This is a genomic window from Micromonospora maris AB-18-032 (assembly GCF_000204155.1).
Classification (GTDB): Bacteria; Actinomycetota; Actinomycetes; order Mycobacteriales; family Micromonosporaceae; genus Micromonospora; species Micromonospora gifhornensis.
In genome coordinates this window covers 461,583-485,926 of the sequence record NC_015434.1, presented here as the reverse complement: position 1 = coordinate 485,926, position 24,344 = coordinate 461,583, and the positions used below count along the sequence as shown (strand labels likewise).

28 protein-coding genes and 1 riboswitch are annotated in these 24,344 nt (G+C 71.9%); of the genes, 16 read left to right on the top strand and 12 right to left on the bottom strand.

The window, feature by feature from the left end; translation table 11 throughout:
- Positions 1-9: 9 nt before the first annotated feature.
- The gene (locus tag VAB18032_RS02340) at positions 10-645 is read left to right on the top strand and encodes a copper resistance CopC family protein (RefSeq protein ID WP_013731167.1); all 636 of its coding nucleotides are present in this window, start codon (positions 10-12) and stop codon (positions 643-645) included.
- Positions 646-710: 65 nt separating this feature from the next.
- Here the strand turns inward: VAB18032_RS02340 and VAB18032_RS02335 are convergent, their stop codons facing one another.
- From VAB18032_RS02335 to VAB18032_RS02320, 4 genes are all read right to left on the bottom strand, one after another.
- On the bottom strand, positions 711-1,994 hold the full coding sequence (locus tag VAB18032_RS02335) for an RNA polymerase sigma factor (protein WP_013731166.1): 1,284 nt from the start codon (positions 1,992-1,994) through the stop codon (positions 711-713).
- A 22-nt stretch (positions 1,995-2,016) separates the two neighbouring features.
- Positions 2,017-2,388 carry a YciI family protein gene (locus tag VAB18032_RS02330; protein ID WP_043722716.1) on the bottom strand — a complete coding sequence of 124 codons (372 nt, stop codon included), beginning with the start codon at positions 2,386-2,388 and terminating at the stop codon, positions 2,017-2,019.
- A 23-nt stretch (positions 2,389-2,411) separates the two neighbouring features.
- Entirely contained in the window at positions 2,412-3,059 is a 648-nt protein-coding gene (locus VAB18032_RS02325) for a DUF998 domain-containing protein (RefSeq protein WP_013731164.1), read from the bottom strand.
- Between the two features lie 120 nt (positions 3,060-3,179).
- A complete protein-coding gene (locus VAB18032_RS02320; protein WP_013731163.1) occupies positions 3,180-3,515 on the bottom strand; it encodes a YnfA family protein in 336 nt (111 codons plus the stop codon).
- Positions 3,516-3,589: 74 nt separating this feature from the next.
- Here VAB18032_RS02320 and crcB (VAB18032_RS02315) point away from each other — a divergent pair, with 74 nt between their 5' ends.
- The 3 genes from crcB (VAB18032_RS02315) (at position 3,590) to VAB18032_RS02305 (ending at position 7,206) form a co-directional block, all read left to right on the top strand.
- The gene (gene crcB, locus VAB18032_RS02315) at positions 3,590-4,078 is read left to right on the top strand and encodes a fluoride efflux transporter CrcB (protein ID WP_013731162.1); all 489 of its coding nucleotides are present in this window, start codon (positions 3,590-3,592) and stop codon (positions 4,076-4,078) included.
- Positions 4,075-4,449, top strand: a complete 375-nt coding sequence (crcB, locus tag VAB18032_RS02310; protein ID WP_013731161.1) for a fluoride efflux transporter CrcB — start codon at positions 4,075-4,077, stop codon at positions 4,447-4,449. The genes crcB (VAB18032_RS02315) and crcB (VAB18032_RS02310) overlap by 4 nt, the downstream gene beginning before the upstream one ends.
- Before the next feature lie 66 nt (positions 4,450-4,515).
- On the top strand, positions 4,516-7,206 hold the full coding sequence (locus VAB18032_RS02305; protein WP_013731160.1) for a cation-translocating P-type ATPase: 2,691 nt from the start codon (positions 4,516-4,518) through the stop codon (positions 7,204-7,206).
- Here the strand turns inward: VAB18032_RS02305 and VAB18032_RS02300 are convergent.
- Both VAB18032_RS02300 and VAB18032_RS02295 read right to left on the bottom strand, forming a co-directional pair.
- Positions 7,203-7,580: a sensory rhodopsin transducer gene (locus VAB18032_RS02300; RefSeq protein WP_013731159.1), complete on the bottom strand. Its 378-nt coding sequence runs from the start codon at positions 7,578-7,580 to the stop codon at positions 7,203-7,205. The two genes, VAB18032_RS02305 and VAB18032_RS02300, sit on opposite strands and share 4 nt — an antisense overlap.
- Positions 7,580-8,797: a D-arabinono-1,4-lactone oxidase gene (locus VAB18032_RS02295; RefSeq protein WP_013731158.1), complete on the bottom strand. Its 1,218-nt coding sequence runs from the start codon at positions 8,795-8,797 to the stop codon at positions 7,580-7,582. The genes VAB18032_RS02300 and VAB18032_RS02295 overlap by 1 nt, the downstream gene beginning before the upstream one ends.
- 88 nt (positions 8,798-8,885) lie before the next feature.
- Here VAB18032_RS02295 and VAB18032_RS02290 point away from each other — a divergent pair, with 88 nt between their 5' ends.
- Positions 8,886-10,685, top strand: a complete 1,800-nt coding sequence (locus VAB18032_RS02290) for a glycoside hydrolase family 15 protein (protein ID WP_013731157.1) — start codon at positions 8,886-8,888, stop codon at positions 10,683-10,685.
- A 58-nt stretch (positions 10,686-10,743) separates the two neighbouring features.
- Positions 10,744-11,568: a zf-HC2 domain-containing protein gene (locus VAB18032_RS02285; RefSeq protein WP_081476235.1), complete on the top strand. Its 825-nt coding sequence runs from the start codon at positions 10,744-10,746 to the stop codon at positions 11,566-11,568.
- Between the two features lie 117 nt (positions 11,569-11,685).
- Here VAB18032_RS02285 and VAB18032_RS02280 read toward each other — a convergent pair whose 3' ends face one another.
- Positions 11,686-12,264 (bottom strand): sigma-70 family RNA polymerase sigma factor, encoded by a 579-nt coding sequence (locus VAB18032_RS02280; RefSeq protein ID WP_013731155.1) that lies wholly within the window; start codon positions 12,262-12,264, stop codon positions 11,686-11,688.
- On the opposite strand from VAB18032_RS02280, the gene VAB18032_RS33635 reads away from it, so the two are divergent.
- Genes VAB18032_RS33635 through VAB18032_RS02270 form a run of 3 tightly spaced genes read left to right on the top strand, consistent with a single transcriptional unit; the run spans position 12,176 to position 14,236 of the window.
- Positions 12,176-12,358, top strand: coding sequence for a hypothetical protein (locus VAB18032_RS33635; protein WP_483308177.1), 183 nt, complete (start codon positions 12,176-12,178; stop codon positions 12,356-12,358). The two genes, VAB18032_RS02280 and VAB18032_RS33635, sit on opposite strands and share 89 nt — an antisense overlap.
- Before the next feature lie 10 nt (positions 12,359-12,368).
- Complete coding sequence (locus tag VAB18032_RS02275) at positions 12,369-13,193, top strand: MEDS domain-containing protein (RefSeq protein ID WP_013731154.1); 825 nt, start codon at positions 12,369-12,371, stop codon at positions 13,191-13,193.
- Complete coding sequence (locus VAB18032_RS02270) at positions 13,190-14,236, top strand: sensor histidine kinase (RefSeq protein WP_013731153.1); 1,047 nt, start codon at positions 13,190-13,192, stop codon at positions 14,234-14,236. Before VAB18032_RS02275 ends, VAB18032_RS02270 begins: the two co-directional genes overlap by 4 nt.
- Here the strand turns inward: VAB18032_RS02270 and VAB18032_RS02265 are convergent.
- From VAB18032_RS02265 to VAB18032_RS02250, 4 genes are all read right to left on the bottom strand, one after another.
- Entirely contained in the window at positions 14,214-14,387 is a 174-nt protein-coding gene (locus VAB18032_RS02265) for a CsbD family protein (protein WP_013731152.1), read from the bottom strand. The two genes, VAB18032_RS02270 and VAB18032_RS02265, sit on opposite strands and share 23 nt — an antisense overlap.
- A gap of 70 nt (positions 14,388-14,457) precedes the next feature.
- Positions 14,458-16,704 (bottom strand): heavy metal translocating P-type ATPase, encoded by a 2,247-nt coding sequence (locus VAB18032_RS02260; protein WP_013731151.1) that lies wholly within the window; start codon positions 16,702-16,704, stop codon positions 14,458-14,460.
- 11 nt (positions 16,705-16,715) lie between these two features.
- A complete protein-coding gene (locus VAB18032_RS02255; protein ID WP_013731150.1) occupies positions 16,716-17,675 on the bottom strand; it encodes a hypothetical protein in 960 nt (319 codons plus the stop codon).
- 31 nt (positions 17,676-17,706) lie between these two features.
- Complete coding sequence (locus tag VAB18032_RS02250; protein WP_013731149.1) at positions 17,707-17,916, bottom strand: heavy-metal-associated domain-containing protein; 210 nt, start codon at positions 17,914-17,916, stop codon at positions 17,707-17,709.
- A 120-nt stretch (positions 17,917-18,036) separates the two neighbouring features.
- Here VAB18032_RS02250 and VAB18032_RS02245 point away from each other — a divergent pair, with 120 nt between their 5' ends.
- From VAB18032_RS02245 to VAB18032_RS02235, 4 genes are all read left to right on the top strand, one after another.
- Complete coding sequence (locus VAB18032_RS02245) at positions 18,037-18,333, top strand: metal-sensitive transcriptional regulator (protein WP_043719477.1); 297 nt, start codon at positions 18,037-18,039, stop codon at positions 18,331-18,333.
- Positions 18,334-18,437: 104 nt separating this feature from the next.
- Positions 18,438-18,641 (top strand): hypothetical protein, encoded by a 204-nt coding sequence (locus VAB18032_RS31425; protein ID WP_126711737.1) that lies wholly within the window; start codon positions 18,438-18,440, stop codon positions 18,639-18,641.
- Positions 18,642-18,664: 23 nt separating this feature from the next.
- On the top strand, positions 18,665-20,026 hold the full coding sequence (locus VAB18032_RS02240) for a YibE/F family protein (RefSeq protein WP_013731147.1): 1,362 nt from the start codon (positions 18,665-18,667) through the stop codon (positions 20,024-20,026).
- A 166-nt stretch (positions 20,027-20,192) separates the two neighbouring features.
- Positions 20,193-20,323, top strand: a riboswitch (cyclic di-AMP (ydaO/yuaA leader).
- Between the two features lie 4 nt (positions 20,324-20,327).
- Positions 20,328-21,341, top strand: coding sequence for a coiled-coil domain-containing protein (locus VAB18032_RS02235; protein ID WP_043719474.1), 1,014 nt, complete (start codon positions 20,328-20,330; stop codon positions 21,339-21,341).
- A 125-nt stretch (positions 21,342-21,466) separates the two neighbouring features.
- Here the strand turns inward: VAB18032_RS02235 and VAB18032_RS02230 are convergent, their stop codons facing one another.
- Positions 21,467-22,165, bottom strand: coding sequence for a carbonic anhydrase (locus tag VAB18032_RS02230; RefSeq protein ID WP_013731145.1), 699 nt, complete (start codon positions 22,163-22,165; stop codon positions 21,467-21,469).
- A gap of 202 nt (positions 22,166-22,367) precedes the next feature.
- On the opposite strand from VAB18032_RS02230, the gene VAB18032_RS02225 reads away from it, so the two are divergent.
- The 3 genes from VAB18032_RS02225 to VAB18032_RS02215 all read left to right on the top strand — a co-directional run bounded on the left by VAB18032_RS02225 (position 22,368) and on the right by VAB18032_RS02215 (position 24,231).
- Positions 22,368-22,700 carry a helix-turn-helix transcriptional regulator gene (locus VAB18032_RS02225; RefSeq protein ID WP_013731144.1) on the top strand — a complete coding sequence of 111 codons (333 nt, stop codon included), beginning with the start codon at positions 22,368-22,370 and terminating at the stop codon, positions 22,698-22,700.
- 102 nt (positions 22,701-22,802) lie between these two features.
- Positions 22,803-23,252, top strand: coding sequence for a hypothetical protein (locus VAB18032_RS02220; RefSeq protein ID WP_013731143.1), 450 nt, complete (start codon positions 22,803-22,805; stop codon positions 23,250-23,252).
- A 160-nt stretch (positions 23,253-23,412) separates the two neighbouring features.
- Positions 23,413-24,231, top strand: a complete 819-nt coding sequence (locus VAB18032_RS02215; protein WP_050814684.1) for a hypothetical protein — start codon at positions 23,413-23,415, stop codon at positions 24,229-24,231.
- Positions 24,232-24,344: the final 113 nt, after the last annotated feature.

Sequence of the window (24,344 nt, the reverse complement as noted above, 5' to 3'; positions counted from 1 at the left end):
ATCGTCATCATGCGCACCCGACTCCGCCACCTGTCCGCCCTGGGCCTGGCCGCCGCCCTGCTGGCCGCCACCGCTCTGCTGGCCACGCCGGCTTCCCCGGCCTACGCGCACAACGTGCTGCGCAAGGCGACGCCGGCGCAGGACGCCGAGCTGACCAAGGCACCGACCAAGGTCACCCTGGACTTCCTCCAGAAGCTGAACCCGTCGTTCACCACGGTCACGCTCAGCGATGCCGACAAGCAGCCGGTGGCCACCAGCGAGCCGGAGGTGGACGGCACGAAGGCCACCGTGACCATCGAGTCGACTCTGCCCAACGGCGTCTACACGGTGGCGTACCGGGTGGTCTCCAACGACGGGCACCCGGTGCAGGGCTCGTACAAGTTCACCGTGGCCGACCCGAGCGCCACCGCCGAACCGAGCCCCAGCCCGAGCCCCAGCCCGGAGGCGACCGAGCCGGCGGAGAGCCCCAGCCCGACCGCCGAGCAGACCTCGGTCGCGCCCGCCAGCCCCGCCGCGAGCGACTCCTCCGGTGGCGGTGCGGGTACGGCCGCGCTGCTGACCGGCGCCGCCGTACTGGCCGCCCTGGCGATCGGCGCGGTGGTCGTCCTGCTGCGCCGCCGCCGCTCCGGTGACAGCGCGGCGTAGTGCGCACACCGGCGTGACCGTGCGCGCGTCGGTGTGCCCAGTACACCGAGCGTGCCGCGCACCGGTCAGCCGGCCAGTCCGTCGGCGCGGCGTCGGAACAACCCCCGTTCGCCGTCGTTGCGGGTGAGTTCGGCGGCCCGGAGGAACTCGTCACGGGCGGGCCCGGTGTGGCCCAGCCGGGCCAGCAGTTCACCGCGCACCGCGGGCAGTTGCGGGTAGTCACGCAGGGACCGTTCCTGCGCCAGCTCGTCGACGAGTGACAGGCCCCGCTTCGGATCACCCGCCAGACCCACCGCGGCGGCCCGGTTGAGCAGCACCACCGGGGTCGGCTGGAGGTGGGCGAGGACCTCGTACAGGGCCACGATGCGGGGCCAGTCGGTCTGCTCGGCGCGGGTTGCCCGGGCATGGCAGGCCGCGATGGCGGCCTGGAGGGTGTAGCTGCCGATGCCCAGCGCCTCGGCGCGGGCCAGCCCGTCCAGTCCGCGCCGGATCAGCAGCCGGTCCCACGACCGGCGGTCCTGGTCGAGCAGGGGCACCGGCTGCCCGGCGGCGTCGACCCGGGCGCGCAGCCGGGAGGCCTGGAGTTCCATCAGGGCCAGCAGGCCGTGCACCTCGGGCTCGGCGGGAAGCAGCCCGGCGAGCAGTCGCCCCAGTCGCAGCGCTTCATGGCACAGCTCCGGGCGCGCCCAGTCCGGGCCGCTGGTCGCCGCGTACCCCTCGTTGAAGATCAGGTAGATGACCTCCAGCACCGCCGCGAGCCGCTCCGGCAGCTCCGCGCGGGTGGGCAGTTCGAACTGCACGTTCGCCGCAGCTAGGGCCCGTTTCGCCCGGACGATGCGTTGGGCGGCGGTGGATTCGGGGACCAGGAACGCCCGGGCGATCTCCGGGGTGGTCAGGCCGCCGAGCAGCCGCAACGTCAGCGCGACCTTGGCCTCGCCGGAGAGCACCGGATGGGCGGCGGTGAAGACCAGCCGCAGCAGGTCGTCGCCGATGTGGTCGTCCAACTCTGCGTCCCGGTCGGCCTCCGCGTACTCCTGTCGGATCTGTACGTCCCGGGTGAACAGGGCGAGCTTGCGCGCGTACCGTTCCTGGCGGCGCAGCCGGTCGATGGCCCGATGCTTGGCGGTGGCCAGCAGCCAGGGGCCGGGATTCTCCGGCACGCCGGTCTGCGGCCACCGTTCCAGGGCCACGACCAGCGCGTCCTGGGCCAACTCCTCGGCCAGCCCGACGTCGGAGACGAGGCGGGCCAGGCGGGCGATCAGCCGGGCCGACTCGATCCGCCAGACCGCCTCGACCGCCCGGTGGGTGGCCCGCCTCGCGTCGTCGATTGTGGAATCGGTAGCCGTCACGGTACCGATTCCACCATCGAAGTCAGGCTGCCGGCGGGAAGTCCTCCGGCCCGAACACCTTGCGCACCTCGGTCTCACCCGACCAGCCGGGCCACATGTCCCGGTGCAGCTTCATGAACCGCGACGTCCACTCCACTGCCTCCTCCCGATCGCGTACCTCGTAGACCGCGTAGCTGATGATCTCCTTGGCCTCGGTGAACGGCCCGTCGGTGACGGCCAGCTTCCCGCCCGAGACGTCGACCCGCCAGCCGGCTGCGCTCGGCAGCAGCCCGCCCTGGTCGAGGAGGACGCCGGCGCTGGTGGCCTCCTCGCCGAGCTTCATGATCGCTGCCATCAGCTCCGGTGGGGCCGGGGTGTCGGGCTGGATGGCCTTGAGCAGTGCCAGGTACCGCATGTCGATCTCCTCTTTGACGGACTTCAGTGGGTCGTGCTGCTGCGGTGGTGCCACATCGTCGACGACAGCCAGGCCCAGGCCAGCAGCATGGCGGCGGTGAACGCCAGGTTCGCGGCGACGCGCCCGCCGCCGGCGGCCATCGCGACGAACCCGGCCAGGAACAACACCCCTGTGGTACGCGACAGGACCGCCCAACCGCGCCGCCGATCAGCGGCGAAGCGGCGAGCCAGGCCGAGGCACGCGGCGACGAGGCAGCCGAAGCCGATCGCTCCCGCTCCGAAGTGCAGCAGTCCGTGCCAGCTCATGGTGCCGGTGTCAGCCGGGGTGCCGGCGGGGAAGCCGAGGGCCGGATCGGCGCGGAAGATCCCTGCGGCGATCATGCTGAGGCCGTAGCCGGCGAGGAGCCGGGGCGGCCAGGTGCTGCCGATGCCGGGTCGCAGTCTCCGCCGCAGGCCGAGCGCACCCGCGATCACCAGCAGGCCGGTGATGATCAGGTTGGTCATCTGGATCCAGCCCAGGTCACCGTTGGCGAGCAGGCTCCAGGCGTGCCGGGTGAGGTCGAACCCCTCCCGGGTCAGCGCCTGGGTCAGCGACACCACCACGTAGCCGGGGCCGGCGAGCAGGCCGAGCAACAGCAGCAGGCGCGTCCTCGGGTCGGCTCCTCGGGACATCTCCCGGCTCCCTTCGCTGTCCGGGGCGCGCCGTTCGGCCCCGCTACCAGGAAGCTCGAACGGGAAGACCGGGATTCGACACCACGGCCCAACTTTTTCGAGAAATTGCTCGGGCGAGAGTCAGGCGCCGCGCGGGGCGTACATGATGACGGCCACCCCGAGCAGGCAGATCGCCGCTCCGGTCAGGTCCCAGCGGTCCGGCCGGAAACCGTCGAAGACCATCCCCCAGGCCAGCGAACCGGCGACGAAGACCCCGCCGTACGCGGCCAGGATGCGCCCGAAGTTCGGGTCGGGCTGGAAGGTGGCGACGAACCCGTACGCGCCGAGCGCGAGCACCCCGGCAGCCACGAACCACAACCCGCGATGCTCACGCCAGCCCTGCCACACCAGCCACGCCCCACCGATCTCGGCGATGGCGGCCAGCACGAACAGCACGACGGAACGCAGCACGGTCACCCGCGCACCCTACTGCGCGTCGCCCGGGCGGCGATGAGTTGCCGGAGCTATTCTCGTCCCCCGTTGAGGAGGTGGTGACCGTGCCGCCCGAGCAGCCACCCGTCGATCCGGACGTCGACCTCCGCGTCCCCCGCCAGCGTGCCGAGTTGCGCGGCGGCACCGCCAGCCTGCTGGCGGCGATCGCCCTCGGCGGCATGATCGGTGCCGTCCTGCGGCACGGCTTGACGGTGGCGTTTCCACATCCCCCCACCGGGTTTCCGTGGGCCACCTTCGCGGTAAACGTCTCGGGCTGCCTGCTCATCGGCGTACTGATGGTGTTGATCACCGAGGTGTGGGCTGCCCCTCGACTGGTCCGGCCCTTCCTCGGCGTCGGGGTGCTCGGCGGATACACCACCTTCTCCACGTACGCGGTGGAGGTGCAGCAGGCGGTGGCGGTCGGTGCGGCACGCACCGCGCTGCTGTACCTGGCCGGCACCCTGGTCGCCGCGCTCGCCGCCGTCCGGGTCGGCCTCACGCTCACCCGGCTGGCGACCGGCATGCGACGCCTGCGGAGCAGCGGGTGACAGTGCTGCTCGTGGCGCTCGGCGCGGCCGTCGGCGCACCGCTGCGCTACCTGCTCGACCGGGCGGTGCAGGCCCGGCACGGCTCGACGTTCCCGTGGGGCACCCTCACCGTCAACGTGCTGGGCTCGTTGATCCTCGGGGTGCTGATCGGGGGCGCGGGAGCCGGCGCGGTGCCCGGTTCCCTGGCCGCCCTGCTCGGCAGCGGGCTGTGCGGGGCGCTGACCACCTACTCGACCTTCGGCTACGAGACGATCCGCCTCGTCGAGACGGACGCCCGCCGGTACGCCCTGGCCAACGCCGTGATCAGTGTCGCCGCCGCGCTCGGTGCCGCGTTCCTCGGCGTCACCCTGGCCGAGGCGCTCTGGGCCTGACCGCCTGGTTTGTCCGGGCCGGAGGCGGGTAGACGGCGGCCCGCTGAGCTGGGCGAGGAGGCTCCGGTGCGGGGTGAGCTGGCCGTGGACCCGCAGTCGCCGCTGCCCGACCTGCTGCACCGGCTCGACGCGAGCGAACACGGGCTGACCACCGACCAGGCCCGCCAACGGCTCGCCGAGTACGGCCGCAACGAGCTGCGCCGAACCCGCAGACGAAGTTGGTGGCGGGAACTCGGGCGGCAGCTGATCCATCCCCTCGCCCTGCTGTTGTGGGTGGCCGCGATCCTCGCCTGGGTGGCCGGTACCGCCGTGCTGGGCGCGGCGATCCTGGCGGTCATCGCGGTCAACGCGGTGTTCGCCTCGGTGCAGGAACGGCAGGCCGAGCGGGCGGTCGAGGCACTGACCCGGTACCTCCCCCAGCAGGCGCGGGCCTTGCGAGACGGCAACTGGCAGGAGGTTCCCGCCGGGGAACTGGTTCCGGGTGACGTCATCGCCATCGGCGAGGGAGATCGGATCAGCGCCGACGCCCGGCTGCTCGACGGCGGTGTCGAGGTCGACCTGTCCGCCCTGACCGGCGAGTCGCAGCCCGCCTACCGCAGCGCCGACGCGACAGGTCCGGCCGAGAGCCTTACCGAGGCCGGCAACCTGGTGTTCAGTGGTACGTCCTGCCTGTCGGACGAGGCACGCGGGATGATCTACGCGACCGGGATGCGTACCGAGCTGGGCCGGATCGCCGCCCTGTCCCAGCGGGTCGGTCGGGAGGAGAGCCCGCTCGAACGGCAGGTACGTCGGGTGGCCTGGCTGATCGCGGCGGTGGCGATCGGTGCCGGTGTGGTCTTCTTCCCGATCGGGGTGCTGGCCGCCGGTATGCCGATCTCCGACGCGTTCACGTTCGCGATCGGGTTGCTGGTCGCGAACGTGCCTGAGGGACTGCTGCCCACCATCACGTTGGCGCTGGCCGTCGGCGTACGCGGACTCGCCCGGCTGGGTGCGGTGGTCAAGCGGCTCAGTGCCGTGGAGACCCTCGGCTCCACCACCGTCATCTGCACCGACAAGACCGGCACCATCACCGAGAACCGGATGCGGGTGACCGCCGTACGCGCCGCCGACGAGTTGCTGGATCCGCTGCCCAACCCGGTGCCGTCGCCCGGTCCCGCGCTGTCCGCTCTGGCCGCCACGGCGGCCGCCTGCAACAACGCCGAACTGCGTCCGGACGCCGACGTGGGCGACCCGACCGAGACCGCGCTGCTGCACTTCGCCGCGAAGATCCGGCAGCCGGCCGGCAGCCGGCGGCAGAGCCAGTTCCACTTCGATCCGAGACTGCGGCTGATGTCCACCGTCGACGCCGTCGGGGCGGATCTGTGGCTGCACACCAAGGGTGCGCCGGAGGAGGTGCTGCGCCGTTGCACCCGGATCATCGGTGCCGACGGCGACGACCGGCCACTGACCGAGCAGGCGCGGGCCGAGCTGGCCGAAGCGGTGACCGGGCAGGCTCGGCAGGGCCGCCGCGTCCTCGCCCTGGCACGACGCCGGTTGACCGGGCCGCCCGGGGATCGGGACACGACCGAGCGGGAGCTGACCTTCCTCGGCTTCGTCGCCATGGTGGATCCACCCCGGGCAGCGGTGCCGGACGCGGTGGCCAAGTGCCACACCGCGGGCATCCGGATCATCATGGTCACCGGCGACCACGGGTTGACCGCGACCGCCGTGGCCCGGCAGGTCGGGATCACCCGGGGCGATCCGACGGTGCTGACCGGCGCGGATCTCGACCGGATGACTCCCCAGGCGCTGCGGGACCTGCTCGCCGAGCAACGCGAAGTGATCTTCGCCCGGGTGTCGCCCGAGGCCAAGCTGCACATCGCCGAGGCACTGCGCGCCGACGGCCAGATCGTGGCGATGACCGGCGACGGGGTCAACGACGCGCCGGCCCTGCGCCGAGCCGACATCGGGGTGGCGATGGGACGTTCCGGGACGGACGTGACCCGGGAAGCCGCGACGATGGTGCTCACCGACGACAACTTCGCCACCATCGTGGCCGCCGTCGGGGCCGGCCGGCGGGTCTACGCCAACGTCCGCAAGTTCATCCTCTACATCCTCGCCCACACCACGCCCGAGGTCGTCCCGTTCCTGATCTTCGCGCTCTCCGCCGGGGCGGTGCCGCTGCCGTTGACCGTGCTCCAGATCCTCGCCATCGACCTGGGCACGGAGACGCTGCCAGCCCTGGCGCTGGGTCGGGAGCCGGCCGAGCCGGGATTGATGAACCGCCCGCCCCGACGGCGTACCGAACGGGTCATCGACCGGCAGATGCTGCTACGGGCCTGGGCGTTCCTCGGGCTCGTCTCCGCCGTACTGGTGATGGCGGGCTTCTTCGCCGTCCTGCTCGCCGGCGGCTGGACCCCGGGCGCGCCGACCGGGCCGGGCACCGCGCTGCACGAGACCTATCTCCAGGCCACCACGATGACCTTCCTCGGCATCGTGGCCTGCCAGATCGGCACCGCGTTCGCGGCCCGTACCGAACGCGCTCCGCTGCGGGCCGTCGGTGTGTTCTCCAACCGCCTGCTGCTGTGGGGCATCGCCTTCGAACTCGCCGTCGCCGCCGTCATCGTGGCCCTGCCGCCGTTGCCGGAGGTCTTCGGTACGCGGCCACCACCGGCACCGGCCCTGGCGCTGCTACTGGTCTTCCCCGTCGTCGTGTGGGGGGCCGACGAACTGCGGCGCAGGTTGATCCGGGGGCGGACGCACCCGGCGGTGGGCTAGTCGACGGGGTAGGCAATCGTGGTGGCGAGTGCCACCGTGCCGGGCCGGCGGGTGTCCTGCCGCAGGAACTGCGCCACCACCGGCACCGGGGAGCGGAGCACGCAGCCGTACGGGCGGTCGAGGCGGACGGCCTCCGGGTCGATCAGGTCGTTGACCCGTACGTGCCGGATCCGCCGCGCGCCGACGACCAGCCGGTACGGCCCGACCGGCTCGGTGTCCTCGTAGTAGAAGTCCAGCCGCAGGTCCGCCTCGGCGTCGCCCGTGTTGAGCACGCACAACTGGTCGAAGCTGGTGTATTCGGGCTCCGGGCCGGTGCCGCCGAACGGGATGCGACCGCCCGGCACCACCCACACCCGCGCCCCGAGCTGCGTCATCAGGTCTCCTCCAGCAGCCGGGCCAGATCGGGGGTGAGGAACACGCCGTCCGGGTCGAGGCGACGACGTACCGCCTGGAAGTCGTCCCACCGGGGCAGCAGCGGGCGCAGGTCCGGCGCGGTCATCCAGTGCTTCTTGCCCCAGTGTGGCCGACCACCGTAGTGCCGGAAGACCGATTCCATGTCCCGGAAGTAGTCCTCGTACGGCAGGGTGGTGTTCTGCAGGCAGGCGATGGTGGTGGTGGGACGGCCGTACGCATTGCTCAGCCAGATGTCGTCGGCGGCGATCGTACGGACCAGCACCCGCCAACCCACGTAGCGGCGGTGCCGGGCCAGGATGCGCCGCCGCACCTCGGCGAAGCAGGCCGGGAACGCCTCCGAGGGCAGCATGTACTCGATTTCCTCGAAGCGCAGTTCCCGGTTCTGCGGGATGGTCTGGTGGGTCGGCCCCACGTCGACATCCCGAAACTGACCCTCGGGGCCGGCCTCCAACATCTGCCGCGTCGCCCACCGATGATCGTCCGGTGCCTCGTCGGCCCGGTTCATGGTCCGGACCTGGGTCAGGTCGCTGCGCGGATACCAGTAGAAGTCCATGTTGCGGTTGGTGTGCTGCAACTCGGCCAGGTGGTCCAGGGTCCAGTCGACCGGCGCGCACCAGGCCCGTCGATGCAACTCGTAGCGGGACTGCACGTCGAGCGTCAACTGGGTGACCACACCCAGCGCGCCCAGCGACAGCCGGGCGGCGGGCAGCAGGTCGGGGTTGGACTTCGCCGAGATGTCGAGTGTCTCGCCGGTGCCGGTGACCAGCCGGACCTCGGTCACCTGGGTGGACAGGTTGCCGAAGCCGAGACCGGTGCCGTGGGTGCCGGTCGCGGTGGCGCCGGCGATCGACTGGTAGTCGACGTCGCCGAGGTTGTCCATCGCCAGCCCGGCCTCGTAGAGACCCTCGCCGAGCGCCTTGAGCCGGGTGCCGCCCCGGACGGTGGCCCGCTCGTCGGCCTGGTCGACCACCCCCACCATCTCGTCCAGGCTGAGCAGGATGCCGTCGGTACGCACCAGTGGGCTCGACGAGTGTCCGGAACCCACCGGCCGCACGGTGCGGCCCGACTCACGGGCACGCAGGATCACCTCCCGCACCTCGTCCTCGTCGGCCGGTTCGACGCGCTCGGCCGGAGTGAAGGAGAGGCTGCCGGACCAGTTCACGAACGGACGGGACACCGCACCTCTCCCTTCACCTACGCGCAGGCGCTTACCCCGCGCCTCCCGGGGTAGTCGTAGAGGCACCTACGTCCCCACCGGAGCTGCGATGACCTATCCCCCCATCGACTCGTACGCCTTTCTCTCCGACACCCACACCGCCGCGCTGGTCGCCGCCGACGGCGCGGTCGAATGGTTCTGCGTGCCGCACTTCGCCGGTGACGCGGTCTTCGCCCGCCTGCTGGACCGCAACCGCGGCGGTGTCCTCGAACTGACCGTGGCCGGCTGCGCCGAGCCGACCCGGCGGTATCTGCCGGACACCCTCGTGCTGGAAAGTCGCTGGTCGACCCCGCAGGGGTCGGCGGTGGTGCAGGACTTCCTGGCGGTGGCGCCCGGCGAGGGCGCCCAGCCGCTGCGCGCCGACAAGATGCTGGTGCGCCGGGTGACCGTCGAGCACGGCACGATCCAGCTGGCCATGCGGGTGGTGCCCCGGGTCGGGTACGGGGCCCGCGACGTCACCTGGGAGCGGGCGGGCCGCCGCTGGCGGGCCGTCGGCACCGATCTGTGGGTCGGCGGTGACCTGCCCGCCGAGGCGGGCGGCGGGGAACTGCGGATCGAGGCGGAGCTGTCCGCCGGTACGACTGTGGCGTTGCTGGTCGGCTACGACGACGATGCCACCGACTTCGTCGACCCGGACGAGTTGCTGGCGCGTACCTGCCGGACCTGGCAGACGTGGTCGGCGCGCAGCGACTACACCGGCTTCGGCTCCGACGCCGTCCGGCACAGCGCGCTGGTGCTGCGGGGGCTCTCCTTCGACGAGACCGGGGCACTGATCGCCGCGCCCACCACCAGCCTGCCGGAGGAGATCGGCGGGGTCCGCAACTGGGACTACCGGTACGCCTGGCATCGGGACGCGGCGCTGCTGCTGCTCGCCCTGTTCCGGCTCGGGCACGCCGAGGAAGGCCAGCGGTATCTGCACTTCCTGATCTCCGTCTGCACCGGTGACCTGCTCACCCCGCTCGTCGACATCCTCGGCAGCACCGCCGAGGAGCAGGAGCTGCCGCATCTGGAGGGGTACGCGGGCTCCCGGCCGGTACGGATCGGCAACGAGGCCGCCGAACAGGTGCAGTTCGACACGTACGGTCACATACTGGATGCCGCGCTGGTGTACCAGCAGCTCACCGGCGACCTGACCGGCGAGCAGTGGGCGTTGCTGCGCAAGCACGTCGACGTGATGGCCGACCGCTGGCACGAACCGGATCACGGCATCTGGGAGGTACGCGGCCCGCGCCAGCACTACGTCAACGCGAAGGTGATGACCTGGGTCTGCCTGGACCGGGGCATCCGTCTGGCCGAGTTGCTCGACGACCGGACCGCCGACGTGCAGCGGTGGCGCACGGCCCGCGACGCGGTGCACGCCGAGGTCCTGGAACGCGGTTTCAACCCGCAGGTCGGCAGCTTCGTGATGACGTACGGGTCGACCGAGCTGGACGCCTCGTTGCTGCGGATGCCGCTTGTCGGTTTCCTGCCCGGCGACGACCCCCGGATGCTCGCCACCATCGACCGGATGCGGCAGGAGTTGGAGATCGGCCCTGCGCTGCTGCGGCGCTACCGGGCCGACGACGGGCTGCCCGGGGAGGAGGGCGCCTTCCTGCTCTGCTCGTTCGAGCTGGTCTCGGCGCTGGTCCTGGCCGGTCAACGCGACGAGGCTCGCAAGCTCTTCGACCAGCTCAGCGCGTACGCCGGCCCGCTGGGCCTGTACGCCGAGCAGCTCGCCGCCGACGGCACCGCCCTGGGCAACTACCCGCAGGCGTTCACGCATCTCGCCCTGATCGAGGCGGCACTCAACCTCGACGCGGCCGGCGACCGGGACGCGCTGCACGAGTGGGCCGACCGAGGTGGCCGCTGACCAGGCACCGGGCCGCCCCGCCGGGAACCACGCCGACCTGACGAGCGACTATCGGTACATGGGGTGCGAGCAGTGGCGGGAGATTCTGTCGGCACAGTTGGACGGTGAGGCGACGCCGGACGAGGAGCGTGCGGCCGACGGGCACCTGGAGACCTGCACGGCCTGCGAGGGCTGGTACAGCCGGGCCGCCACCGTGACCCGGCGGGCGCGTACCCAGGTGGTGTCCGCGCTGCCGGATCTGACCGAGGCCATCCTCAGCGCTGCACCGCCGCCTCGCCGCCGCGCCCGTACGCCGATCGCCGCCCTGCGGCGTCAGCGCTGGTTCGCCGCGTTCGCCGGACGGATCACCGCGGTCACCGCGTTGCGGGCCGCACTCGGCCTGCTCGGCGCGGTGCAGCTGGTCCTCGGACTGGCCCAGGTCGGCCGGGCCGAGGTGACCCAGCACGTGCACGCCAACGGGCAACACCTGTGGCACGAGTCCGCCGCCTGGAACGTGGCCGTCGGGGCTGGCTTCCTCTTCGTCGCGCTGCGCCGGACCCGCCCCTCCGGTCTGCTGCCGATGCTCAGCGCCTTCGTGGCGACGCTCGTCCTGTTGTCGATCAACGACCTCGTCGCCTCCCAGGTCGCCGTGGAACGCCTGGTCAGCCACGGCTTCCTGGTGGTCGGCTATCTGATCACCGTGCTCCTGGCGCGCAGCGTGCGGCAACCAGGCGACCCGAACGACCGGCAGCGTCCGGAGCGGTCCCGTTGGCGACTGCGCCTCGACGAGACCGACGAGCCCGCCACCCTCCGCCTCCTGCCGCCCTACTCAGCCCAGGCCCACCACCCGACCCAGGCCCAGGCCCACCACGGCCCCCAGCAAGCCTCCCGCCACGCCGCCTGACCGGCCCGGCCCGAGCCGCCCGTTGCGTGGGTTGAAGCAGAGCAAAGGGGGCACGACACATATCTGCTCCCCGGCTGAGGACAACGGGAAGTGTTGCAGCGGTCGGCAGGAGGCGGCTCAGCCGACGGCGTCGGGGTGGGCGCCGCGCCGGCGGGTGGCCGGGCGCATGGCCGCGACCAGGTCTTCCCGGGCCCGCGCCACCCTCGACCGGATGGTGCCGACCGGCACGTCGCACACCTGCGCGGCTTCGGCGTACGACAGTCCGAGCAGTTGAGTGGCGACGAACGCCTCCCTGCGGTCGGAGGTGAGGCCGTCGAGCATTCGGTAGAGGACCACCTCGTCGTCCACCCCGGCCCGGACCCCGGCCGAGGTTGCCTCGGCGGCGGCCTGCCAGTCGGCGAGGTTGGCGGTGCGGGGGCGGGCGGCGGCGGCCCGCACCTGGTCGACGGCGACCCGGCGGGCGATGGCGAGCAGCCAGGTCCGTGCCGTGGACCGGCCGGCGAACGACGGCAGGGCGCGCCAGGCCCGCAGGTACGTCTCCTGGACCAGGTCGTCGACGTCGCGCACACCGGGCAGGTGCGCCAAAAACCGGTGTACGTCGTGCTGCGTGGCGCGGACGAACGCCGCGGCGGCGGCTTGGTCGCCCCGGCCCGCGGCGAACGCGTACCCGGTTGTCTCGTCGGTCGCGGCTGTCATCGCCGTATTGGTCGCTCGACGCGGCGGGTTGGTTCCCGGCCGTCCGACATTGACGCAGTCGATTGGGCGGAGCAGCCGTACACTGCGACGATGAGGCGCGTGACGTGAGTGGGCAGGCCCTACCGTACGGGCATCTGTGCTGGGCCTACGACGATCCCGCCGGCTTCACCACGCGGGCGGAGGACTTCCTGCGCTCCGGCCTCGCTGCGGGCGAGCAGGTCTGGTACGTCGTCGCCGGCTCGCCCGGACCGGTCCGGGACCGATGGCGCGACCTGGACCTGTTCGCCGACGCGTTGTCCTCCGGTGCCGCCGAGGTGCTCACCCTCGACGCGGCCTACTCCGGCGGGCAGGTGATCGACCCGGCCGGCCAGGTGTCGGCGTACCAGATGGCCATCCGGGCGGCGCTCGCCGCCGGGTACAGCGGCCTGCGGGTGGCCGCGGCCTGCACGGAGCTGGTTCGTACGCCCGCTCAGCGGGCGATGTTCGCCCGCTACGAGCAGCAGATCAACCGGATGATGCGCGGCGAGGCGTTCCGGGCCATGTGCGGGTACCACCGGCCGACGTTGGGTGATCGGGCGGTCGCCGAGCTGGCCTGTCTGCACCCGGAGCACAACGTCACCGACCTGCTGTTCCGGTTGTACGCGCCGACGGCCCACCCGGGTCACGCCGTGCTCGTCGGGGAACTCGACCCGGCCAGCCACGATCTGTTCCGCGCCGCGCTGGAACATTCCGAGCTGCGCCCGGTCGACGATGAGTTGATACTGGATGCAAGTGGGCTTCGCTTTCTCGATCACCGTACGCTGGTCCACCTGAGTGAGTACGCCCAGCAACGGGAGGCGAGGCTGGTGTTGCGCGGCTGCTCCGCCGGCACCGTACGGCTCGCCGCCCTGCTGGATCTGCCCGGCCTGAGTATGGAGGTGACCCGGTGAGGACGGGTCCCGCCGCCGCCGAATCCGGATACTTCCACGAGGCCCTGTGCTACGCCTCGGACGACGAGCTGCTCGCGGTCGCGGTGCCGTTCCTGCTCGACGGGGTCACTGCCGGCGAGCCGACCTTCGTGGCGCTCGGCGAGCGCACCGGCGGCCTGGTCCGCTCGGCGTTGCCGGCCGACAGCGGGGTGGAGTTCCTCACCGGTGCCGAGGTGTACGCCCGACCGACCGCCGCCATCCGGATGTACCGCAAACTCCTCGCCGACCTGACGGCCGGCGGCGCGGATCAGATCCGGATCATCGGCGAGGTGCCGCCGCCCTCACTCGGGTCGACCTGGGACTGGTGGGCCCGGTACGAAGCGGCGATCAACCGCGCGTACGACGACTGGCCGCTGTGGAGCATGTGTGCGTACGACACCCGGATCACGCCTCCCGACGTGCTGGCCGATGTCGCCGCCACCCACCCGCACATCGCCACCGCCAGGCAGCGGCATCTGCCCAGCCCGGACTACCTCGCCCCGGAGTCCTTCCTGCGGCAGAACCGGCCGGCGCCGCCCGACCCGATCCAGGCGTACCCGCCGTTGCTCCAACTGACCGACCCGACCGCCGCGCAGGCCCGCTCGGCGGTGCACCAGGCCGGTCCGGGGCAGTTGTCAGCGGAGGATCTCGACGACTTCGTCATCGCGGTCAGCGAAACCGTGACCAACGGGCTTCGGCACGGCTCTCCTCCCGTCCGGCTGCGCCTGTGGACGGCACCGGACCGCATCGTGGCCACCGTCAGCGACACCGGCAAGGGGCCGGACGATCCCTACGCGGGTCTGCTGCCCCCCGCCGACGGCAGGCCGGGTGGGTTGGGCCTGTGGATCACCTACCAGTCGTGCAACCACGTCACCTATCACCGTGACGCCGACGGCTTCACCCTCCGGCTCACCGCTGGTCAGCCACCTGGCCTGACCGCCGTGGCACAGAGCGAACCGCCGGGCGGCGAGCGCCGGCCCGGCGGTTCGGGGGATCAGCAGCTCAGCTCCGGAACGCGTCCTTGATCTTCTCGCCGGCCTGCTTGATGTTGGCGCGGGTCTGATCGGCGCGGCCCTCAGCCTCCAGCTGCTCGTTGTCGGTGGCCCGGCCGACACCCTCCTTGACCTTGCCGGTGGTGTTCTCGGCGCTGTTGTTGAACTTGTCCTCGACACCCATGTCAGCCTCCGTGGCTCGTTCGGTAGCTACATCCATCAAGTACCCAGCCGAGCCCCGGCGAATCACCGAGTCAGGTAACCGGACGAAACCGTCGTAGCCGCAGGCTGTTGGCCACCACGAAAACCGACGAGAAGGCCATCGCCGCCCCGGCGATCATCGGGTTGAGCAGGCCGGCGGCGGCCAGCGGAAGCGCCGCCACGTTGTACGCGAAGGCCCAGAACAGGTTGCCCTTGATGGTGCCCAGGGTGCGACGGGCGAGCCGGATGGCGTCCACGGCGGCCAGCAGGTCGTCCCGGACCAGGGTCAGGTCGGACGCCTCGATCGCCGCGTCGGTGCCGGTGCCCATGGCCAGTCCGAGGTCGGCCTGGGCGAGCGCCGCCGCGTCGTTGACGCCGTCACCGACCATCGCCACCACCCGTCCCTCGGCCTGGAGCCGGGAGACCACGTCGACCTTCTCCGCCGGCAGCACCTCCGCGATCACCTCGTCGATGCCCACCTCGGCGGCCACCGCCGCGGCGACGGTGGCGTTGTCGCCGGTGAGCAGCACCGGGGTCAGGCCGAGATCCCGCAGTCGGCGTACCGCCTCCCGGCTTGTCGGTTTGACCTGGTCGGCCACCGCGAGCACGGCACGGGCCCGGCCCGCCCAACCGACAAGCACCGCCGTACGGCCCGCCGCCTGCGCGTCGGTGGCCGCCCGCGCCAGATCGTCAGGTACGACCAGACCGCGCTCGCGCAACAGCCGGGGCCGACCGAGCAGCACCTCACGACCTTCCACGGTGCCGCTGACGCCCAGCCCGGCGACGTTCGCGAAGCCGGTGACCGGTGGCAACTCGCCGACCTCGGCGGCACCGGCCACCACCGCCCGGGCCACCGGGTGCTCCGAGCCGGCCTCCAACGCGGCGGCCGTCCGGAGGGTCTCGTCGCGCCGCTCGCCCGCGCCCGGGATCACCTCCAGCAGGGTCATCCGGCCGGTGGTGACGGTGCCGGTCTTGTCCAGCACCACGGTGTCCACCCGCCTGGTGGACTCCAGCATCTCCGGTCCCTTGATCAGCACGCCGAGCTGCGCGCCGCGCCCCGTGCCGACCAGCAGCGCGGTCGGCGTGGCCAGGCCCAGGGCGCACGGGCAGGCGATGATCAGCACCGCCACCGCGGCGGTGAACGCGGCGGTCGGCCCGGCGCCGGAGCCCAGCCACCAGCCCAGCGTGCCGGCCGCCAGCAGCAGCACGATCGGTACGAAGATCCCGGAGATGCGGTCGGCGAGCCGCTGGGCGGCGGCCTTACCGGACTGCGCCTGCTCGACCAGTCGGGCCATCTGGGCCAGTTGGGTGTCGGCACCGACCCGGGTGGCGGTGACCACCAGCCGGCCGCCGGCGTTGACGCACCCGCCGACCACTGCGTCACCCACCCCGACCTCCACCGGCACCGACTCACCGGTGACCAGGCTGGCGTCGACCGCCGAGGAACCCTCGTCCACCGTCCCGTCGGTGGCGATCTTCTCGCCGGGCCGCACCACGAACCGGTCCCCCACCGCGAGTTGCTCGACCGGGATGCGGGTCTCCACGCCGTGGCGGAGCACGGAGACGTCCTTGGCACCGAGTTCGAGCAGGGCGCGCAGGGCCGCCCCGGCGGTGCGCTTGGAGCGAGCCTCGAAGTACCGGCCGGCGAGGATGAACGCGGTCACCCCGGCCGCCGCCTCCAGGTAGATGTTGCCGGCACCGTCGGTACGGCCGATGTCGAAGCTGAACGGGTGGGTCATGCCCGGCGTACCGGCGGTGCCGAGGAACAGCGCCCACACCGACCAGCCGAAGGCGGCCAGGGTGCCCACCGAGACCAGGGTGTCCATGGTCGCGGCACCGTGCCGCAGGTTCACCAGGGCGGCCCGGTGGAACGGCAGCCCGCCGTAGACCACGACCGGGGCGGCCAGCACCAGCGACAGCCACTGCCAGTAGGTGAACTGCCAGGCCGGCACCATGGCCAACGCGATCACCGGCACGGTCAGCGCCACGGATACCCACAGTCGGGTACGCAGGCTGCGCAACTCGTCCACCGGCTCGTCGGTGGTCGCCGGTGCGGTGGCCGGCGCGGGCAGGCTGGCCCGGTAGCCGGTCTGCTCCACCGTGGCGATCAGGTCGTCCGGGGTGACCGGCGCGTCGTAGGAGATGGTCGCCTTCTCGGTGGCGTAGTTGACACTGGCCTGCACGCCGTCCAGCCGGTTCAGCTTCTTCTCGATGCGCGCGGCGCAGGAGGCGCAGGTCATCCCGCCGATCGACAGCTCGATCCGGCCGGTCGCGGTGGGCAGCGGTCTGCTGGTGTTCATCGCTGGTCCCGTCAGTTGTGCTCGTGTCCGGGGGTGCCGTGCTCGTCGGCGATGACGCCCTCCGGGCTGGGGATGGCACCCGGGTCACCGACGTGCACGGTGAACTCGGCGGTGCGTACCACCCCGTCGTGTCGGAAGTCGAGATAGAGCCGGTACGCCCCGGCCGAGGGGAACTCGGCGGCGAAGCGCACCTGTGGCCCGGGTGCCGTCGACCCGTCGCCCGGCCCGCCCTCGGGGTGCACGTGCAGGTAGGCCAGGTCCCCCTGGCGTAGTGCGACCAGGTGGCCGTACGCCCCCAGGTACGGTTCGAGATCGCGGACCGGCACCCCGTCACGGCTGACGGTGAAGGTCAGGGTGGTGTTGCCGCCCGGCTGGGGTGTGCCGTGGAAGTCGACGGTGTAGCCGTGGACCGTGCTGCTGCTGGCCGGGGCGGACAGGGGTCGCTCGGTCAACTCGCCGGGCACGGTCACGTCGACCCCGAGGGTCAGCGGCTCGCCGCCGGTCGGGGTGAAGTCGGCGAACGCCCGCCACACCCCGGGTGAGTTCACCGGCGAGGCGACCCGCCAGGTGCCGTCGGCGGCCAACTCCGGGTGCACGTGCTGAAAGCCGGAGAGGTCACGCCGGGCGACGATCAGGTGCATCGGCTTGTCGTGCGTCACCTCGTACCGGGTCACCGGCTTGCCGTCGGGCCCGCTGACCCGGAAGGCGAACTCACCCTCGGGGGCGGCGACCGGAACCAGGGTGTAGCCCCGGTCGGAGACGAGCAGCCCGCCGGGCAGGTGCCCGGCGGCTCCCGATGCGTCGTGCCCGCCCGTCTCCTGCCCGGGTGCGGCGGTGCCGTGCGGGCCCGCGTCATGGCCGTCGGCGACGACCGGGGCGGCGGGGCCGGTCACCTGGCCGACCCCGTACGCCGCACCGAACACCGCCGCGAGGCCGAGCGCGAAGCCGGTGAGCTTCGTCGCTGTGTTCATCGTTGCACCTCGGTTTCCGCCGCCGGTCGTCTCAGGCGCCGAGCAGTTCGTATCCGGCCTCGTCGACGGCCGCGCGTACCGCGTTCTCGTCGAGCGGCTGCTCGCTGGTGACGGTGACCCGGCCGGCGGGCAGGTCGACCGTCACGTCGGTCACGCCGGGCAGCGCACCGACCTGGTTGCTGACCGCGCCGACGCAGTGTCCGCAGGTCATGCCCTGCACCTGGTAGGTCGTGGTGACCATGGGGCTTCTCCTTTTCCGCCTGGCCCGGCCGAGGGGCGACCGGTGCCACGAACATACCCGAGGGGGGTATCTCCAACGCGACCGTAGCATACCCCCTGGGGGTAGGCTATCCTCGTGCTCATGACCACACCGACGCCGATCCGCGGCTACACCGCCAGCAAGGACCAACTGCTCGCCCGGCTGCGCCGCGTCGAGGGCCAGGTGCGCGGCGTCGAGAAGATGGTCGACGAGGATCGCTACTGCATCGACGTGCTCACCCAGATCTCCGCCATCCAGGCCGCACTCGACAAGGTCGCCCTCGGCCTGCTCGACGGGCACGCCCGGCACTGCATGCACGAGGGGGCCGCCGAGGGCCGCGCCGACGAGATGGCCACCGAGATGATGGCCGCCGTCGGCCGTCTGATGAAGCGCGGCTGACCCACTCTCCGGCCCACCCGTCGACCACCGCCCGGGCTCACGAACCGCCGACGAACCCCACGCGTCCTGCGATCCGTTCCTGGGCTGGCTACCATTCGCACACGATGGCCTGCCGACATCCGCGCCTTCCGGCCCACCGCGCCGCCGGACGCGCACCCGCACCGCCGCCGCTGCCCGGCGACGACGACGGCCGCCCCGGCACTCACCGTACGCAGCGGCTCCGCCACGTTCCGGCCGCCTCGGCCGCCCACCGCGAGAGTCGTACGGTCGGGCTGAACCGACTCGCCCGCCGACACGTACTCCGCTGAAGAAATCGTTGGGAGACTATCGAATGGGCGCCGATCACAGCCGTGCCGCTCCGCCCACCCCACCCGGGGTGCGGCGGATCCTCATCGTGACGGTGGTCCCCCTCTTCCTCGCCACGCTGGTCGCCGCGCTGGTGCTCTGGCCCCGCGACGCCCCCCGCCCGGAGGCCGGCGACGACCTGCCCCGGTACCACGGCACGGTCACCCGGGTGGTGACCGAACCCTGCCCGCCCAACCCCGCGGTGCCGGAGGGCACCCCGACGACGGCCGGTGGCCCGTGCGGCACTGTCACGGTACGGGTACAGGACGGCCCGGACGCCGGCCAGCACGTGGACACCCCCATCCCGGCCGGGCCGGGCGCACCCTCGGTCAGCGTCGACGACGATGTCATCCTGGTCTCGTTGATCGACCCGGAGGACCCGGCGATCAGCACCTACAACATCGCCGAGCACCAGCGCGGTACGCCACTGATCTGGCTGGGGGTGCTCTTCGCCGCCGCCATCGTCGCCTTCGGACGACTGCGTGGGCTGGCCGCCCTGGCCGGCCTGGCGGCCAGCTTCGCCATCCTGCTCACCTTCGTGCTGCCCGGCATCAGCGCCGGTCAGCCGCCGCTGGTGGTCGCCATCGTCGGCGCCGCGTTGATCATGTTCGTGGTGCTGTACCTGACGCACGGGGTGTCCGCGCAGACCTCGGTCGCCGTACTCGGCACCCTCGGCGCGCTCGTACTCACCGGGTTGCTCGGCCTGGCCGCCACCAACGCGACCCACCTGACCGGCTTCGGCAGCGAGGACGCCACCACCCTGTCGATGTTCCGGGGCGACGTCGACCTGCACGGCCTGCTGCTGGCCGGCATCATCATCGGGTCACTGGGCGTCCTGGACGACGTCACGGTCACCCAGGCCGCAGCGGTCACCGAGTTGGCGCACGCCAACCCGAACATGTCCCGCCGCGAGTTGTACCGCTCGGCGACCCGGGTGGGCCGGGCGCACATCGCCTCGGTGGTGAACACCATCGTGCTGGCGTACGCCGGCGCGTCGCTGCCGCTGCTGCTCCTGCTCACCGCCGACTCCCGCGCGCTGGGTCAGATCGTGACAAGCGAGTTCCTCGCCCAGGAGATCGTCCGCAGCGTGGTGGCCACGCTCGGGCTGATCGCCGCCGTACCGCTGACCACCGCCCTGGCCACGGTGGTGACCACCGCCGGACGGCGCCGCACCGGGGCGAACGCGGCACCCGGAGCACCCGACGACGTGGCCGTCGCCCAGCCGCGACCGGCGACGGACCGGGCCGAGACGCTCCAGGCCCTCAGCACACCGCGTCCCCGTCACACGCCCCCCGCCACCCGTTCGGAGTGGCCCGAACCGGACAGGAGCACCGACACCCCATGGTGACACTCCTCAACGTGAGCACGCCGACCGAAAGGATCGACAAGCGTGTCACTCGTCACCCAGTGCGATTACGAAATGACACATCTTGCCGGGTTCGGCGCGTAGAGGACCAGACCGACCGTCGGGTAACCTCACTGCCGGTCACCGCCGAAGGCGCGCACCGGCGCCTGCGGTGCCACCGCCCAATCGCCACCAGGCGAGCCGGGAACCCAGGTACGTGGGGTGAATCCGCACCAGCGGTAGGGGCCACTTCCGTCCCGAACCCGTCAGCTAACCCGGTCGGCGGTCGATGGAAGGGAAGACAGTGACGGCACCCCTACGCCGCTGGTTGACGCCCGTGGTGGCCGTGTTCGCCGCGTTCGCCGTCTTCGCCGGCCCGCTGCCGGCGGCGGCTGCGCCGAAGCCCCCCAAACCGGCCGGCCATGACGACGACCCGCCGATGCTCAACGAGCTGATCGAGGCGACGAACCGGGACTACACCAAGGCCAAGTCCAAGCTGGAAAAGTCCAAGAAGAAGCAGCTCAAGCTCGCCGTCGAGGTCCGCCGCGCCGAGGCGGACCTGGACGCCCTCGCCCCACAGGTCGCCGAGATCGCCACCCAGTCGTACCGGACCGGCCGGGTGGGCGCGATCGCCATGCTGTTGCAGAGCAACGCCCCCGACTCGTTCATCCACCGCGCCGCCGCGCTCGACGAGTTGAACCTGGTCAACAGCAAGAAGCTGGGTGAGGTCAACGCGGTCAAGCGCCGCGCCGAGACGGCCAAACTGGCGCTCGACGCCGAGGTACGCGAGCAGCAGAAGCTGACCAACGACATGGCCCGCAAGAAGAGCGACGCGGAGAAGTCGCTCCGCCTGGTCGGTGGCGTCGGTCTCACCGGCGGCCTGGTGGCCGCCACCTCTCCGGTCGCCCGGCCCGGTCCCAACCGGGCAGCCGACGGCGGCTGGAAGCCCGAATCGTGCAACCAGAACGACCCGACCACGTCCGGCTGCATCACGGCGCGCACCCTGCACATGTACAAGGAGGTCAAGCGCGCCGGTTTCAACCGGTTCGTCGGCTGTTACCGACCGGGTGACAAGTGGGAGCACCCCAAGGGCCGAGCATGTGACTGGTCGTTGCAGAACAGCGGTTTCCGGCCCTGGTACAACAACGACACCCGGATCTACGGCAACAACCTGGCCGCGTTCCTGGTCCGTAACGCCGACCGGTTGGGTGTCTACTACGTGATCTGGAACCGGCAGATCTGGTTCCCGGCGACCGGCTGGAGTTCCTACAGCGGCCCGTCGAACCACACAGACCACGTGCACGTCTCGATGTACTAGCGCACGTCCGGCATCACTTCGAGGGCCGTCCCGCCGTCTGGTGGGGCGGCCCTCGGTCCGTCGGCTGACGCCCTCGGCGGCCCGGCGGGTGCCGTCAGGTGCCTCTGTCGGGCCGGCACTCGCCGTCAGGCGGCGGACGCGAGCTCGGCGACCAGCTCCGCCGGTTCCGCAGCCACCGCCCGGACCTCGCCGGCGGCCAGCCGGTACGACATGCCGACCACCGCGCAACGCCCGGCGGAGACCTCGGCGGCCAGCGTCGCCGACGACCCCAGCATCGCCGTCACGGTCTGCGCGATGTGAATGTCGACGATCTCGTTGAGGTCGTTCACCCCGGCGGCCTGCGCCTGGCGCAGGCTGGGCACCACGGCGTCCACCACCGCACCCAGGTGACCCGTGGGGGCCGCGCCAGTGGCCAGTGCCGCCCGGGCCGCCTGCACGGCACCGCAGGAGTCGTGCCCGAGCACCACCACCAGCGGCGTACGCAGCACCGACACCGCGTACTCGACGCTGCCCAGCACCTCCGGGCCGACGGTGTGCCCGGCGGTACGGACCACGAAGAGGTCACCCAGCCCGCGATCGAAGATGATCTCGGCGGCCAGCCGGGAGTCGGAGCAGCCCACGATCACCGCAAACGGATGCTGCTCGCCGGCGACGGCAGCGCGACGTCCGGCGTTCTGATTGGGATGCCACGCCGTATCGGTGACGAACCGCCGATTACCGGCCATCAGTTCGGCAAGCGCCAGCTGCGGCGCGCCCGGGAGATCCGCGGTGAGCAGTTCCCGCTCCGGCCGCAGCTCTGTTCCGATCGGTCCGGGTCGACTCATCCGGCGCCCCCTCGCTACTCATGCGATGCCTGGTCATCCCGGGCCGACGCTGGTCACGGGCTGGTCCAACGGTCACACGCAGCGCAAGCCGCGTCAAGGAATGCGTGATATGGATTTCAGGTATCCCCGGACGCTTGCGCTCCGGGGCCGAGCGGGTGCAGGGCCCGATGGCATAGCCCGAAAAAGCTGAAAGGCCCATACGATGGGCGACATGGCAACGACAGGCGAGCGGGAGAACGCCCGTAACTGGACTTTTCTCACCAACCACGGGCACGTACTGCTCGCCATCGCACGCAACCCCACCGCCCGGCTCCGCGACGTCGCCGACGAGGTGGGCGTGACCGAACGGGCCGCCCAGGCCATCGTCGCCGACCTGGAGGCCGAGGGTTATCTCCAACGCACCCGCGTCGGGCGACGCAACGAGTACACCCTCAACCCGTCCGGTCGATTCCGGCACCCCGCCGAGGCCGATCGCCAGGTTGGCGACCTGCTGGCGCTGTTCACCGAGGAGCCAGTGGCCGGCACCACGTCGTAGCCCGGATCCCTGCCGGACATCCGTCTCGCGCGTGGTGGCCTTCGCCACCCCTGAACGAACGGGCCGCTGCGGTTGTCCCGCAAGGGCGATAGGTTTGACCGCGTGCCGAGTCTCGCGTTCACCCGTCCACTGTGGTCGGTGACGCGCTGCCCGCTGGCGGATCTGGCCCGCCTGGCGCTGACGGCACTCATCCTGGCCGTCGGCCTCGGCGGCATCACGACCACCGGCCTGCCCGACGGCACCGCAGACCTCCCGGCCGCCCCGCCCGCCGCCGCACTGCCCAACCGCCCTGGGAACGCCCCCGCGACCGCCCGAGCCCTCTGGCCCGGCAACGACGAGTCGACGCTGATCTCGCCCTGGAACGCGTCAGCGCTGTTCTCCCGGGACGGGTCGGCGCTCGTCTCGCCCGTGGGTGCCGTGCATGCCGCAGCCGTGGTGCCGCACTCCGAGCGCACCGACGCCGGAGCCGCCCCCGCCAGCACCCGGCCTGCCGCCGTACGCCTCGCCGCCGGCCCCGGTGAACCGACCCGGCGCGGCCCTCCGACCGCCTGACCTCGGCAGGCTCAGCACCCACACGCCACCCGCCCGTGAGGACCCGCCCGACCACGACCACGGGTCGCGGTCGGTGCCTGCCGCGGCGAGAGGCCGCCCAGTCCTGTTCCTCCCGTTCCCAGCACAGTCGACGAACCCCATCCGCCACGAGGTGCTGATGATGCAGATCGCTCTCTCCGCCGTCCTGCCCGACGTGTCCCGGGCCGCCGTGATCTGGCTGAGCCTGTTGGGCATCGTCGTACTCGCCGTCTCCGGCCTGCTGCTGCGTCCCCGACGACTCCGGTTCGACGCGGGTGCCCGGATCCGGGAAGCCGCCCTGCCGATCCCACCGGAGCAGCGGGAAGAAGATCGCTGGGCGGAAGAGGTCATGGTGGCCGCCGACCGCGCCGAGGCAACGGCTCGCCGCCGACGCGACGAATGGCTCGTTGCACAGGACGAGGCCGAGCAGGCGTGGGAGGCGTACCAGACTGCGGAGGCGGACGTACGCCGGTTGGCCGAAGCCGCGAGCATGCCGCTGCCGCACACCCCACGCACCCCCGCCGAGTACGCCGACCGGGAGCGCTGGCTGCACCGGGCGGTGCTGGACGCGTACTGGCGGCGGGAACTGTCGGTGGAGCAGCTCAGCGATGTCTTCGCGCACCGCGGCTGGGATCCCCGCCTGCACCCGGTCCAGCAGGAGTTGGTGCTGCGCCGGGCGATACGTGACCACCTGTTCGCCCGACAGCGGGTGGCCCGGGAACGGGAGCAGGAAGCCTGGCACGCCGCCGAGGTCGCCGCCGCAGCCGCCCGCAACCTGCGAGCCGAAACCACCACCGCCCTCCTGACCGCCGACCAACAAGACTCCCTCCTGCCTCTCCTCCCCCTAACCCCCCTCCCCGACGCCACCCCACCACCCACCACCACCGAACACGCCAACCCCGAACAAACCCGCGAAATCCCACCCACCCCCATAGCCCGCCCCGCAGCCCCCGCCTACTAACCCACCCACCCCCGCCCCTCCCACGCACCCTCCGCACCCACCCCCAGCCCGCGTTGATCAAGAAGTTTGGGTCTGCCTCAGCCCGATTCCCGACCAGAACCTCTTGATCAACG

Coding starts and splice junctions, on each gene's coding strand:
- VAB18032_RS02225 (WP_013731144.1), top strand. CDS start 22,368: ATGGGCGACATGGCAACGACAGGCGAGCGGGAGAACGCCCGTAACTGG.
- VAB18032_RS02300 (WP_013731159.1), bottom strand. CDS start 7,580: ATGACGCAGCTCGGGGCGCGGGTGTGGGTGGTGCCGGGCGGTCGCATC.
- VAB18032_RS02285 (WP_081476235.1), top strand. CDS start 10,744: ATGGGGTGCGAGCAGTGGCGGGAGATTCTGTCGGCACAGTTGGACGGT.
- VAB18032_RS02245 (WP_043719477.1), top strand. CDS start 18,037: ATGACCACACCGACGCCGATCCGCGGCTACACCGCCAGCAAGGACCAA.
- VAB18032_RS02255 (WP_013731150.1), bottom strand. CDS start 17,675: ATGAACACAGCGACGAAGCTCACCGGCTTCGCGCTCGGCCTCGCGGCG.
- VAB18032_RS02280 (WP_013731155.1), bottom strand. CDS start 12,264: ATGACAGCCGCGACCGACGAGACAACCGGGTACGCGTTCGCCGCGGGC.
- VAB18032_RS02250 (WP_013731149.1), bottom strand. CDS start 17,916: ATGGTCACCACGACCTACCAGGTGCAGGGCATGACCTGCGGACACTGC.
- VAB18032_RS02330 (WP_043722716.1), bottom strand. CDS start 2,388: ATGCGGTACCTGGCACTGCTCAAGGCCATCCAGCCCGACACCCCGGCC.
- VAB18032_RS02265 (WP_013731152.1), bottom strand. CDS start 14,387: ATGGGTGTCGAGGACAAGTTCAACAACAGCGCCGAGAACACCACCGGC.
- VAB18032_RS02340 (WP_013731167.1), top strand. CDS start 10: ATGCGCACCCGACTCCGCCACCTGTCCGCCCTGGGCCTGGCCGCCGCC.
- VAB18032_RS02325 (WP_013731164.1), bottom strand. CDS start 3,059: ATGTCCCGAGGAGCCGACCCGAGGACGCGCCTGCTGCTGTTGCTCGGC.
- VAB18032_RS02215 (WP_050814684.1), top strand. CDS start 23,413: ATGCAGATCGCTCTCTCCGCCGTCCTGCCCGACGTGTCCCGGGCCGCC.
- VAB18032_RS02290 (WP_013731157.1), top strand. CDS start 8,886: ATGACCTATCCCCCCATCGACTCGTACGCCTTTCTCTCCGACACCCAC.
- VAB18032_RS02230 (WP_013731145.1), bottom strand. CDS start 22,165: ATGAGTCGACCCGGACCGATCGGAACAGAGCTGCGGCCGGAGCGGGAA.
- VAB18032_RS02260 (WP_013731151.1), bottom strand. CDS start 16,704: ATGAACACCAGCAGACCGCTGCCCACCGCGACCGGCCGGATCGAGCTG.
- VAB18032_RS31425 (WP_126711737.1), top strand. CDS start 18,438: ATGGCCTGCCGACATCCGCGCCTTCCGGCCCACCGCGCCGCCGGACGC.
- VAB18032_RS02240 (WP_013731147.1), top strand. CDS start 18,665: ATGGGCGCCGATCACAGCCGTGCCGCTCCGCCCACCCCACCCGGGGTG.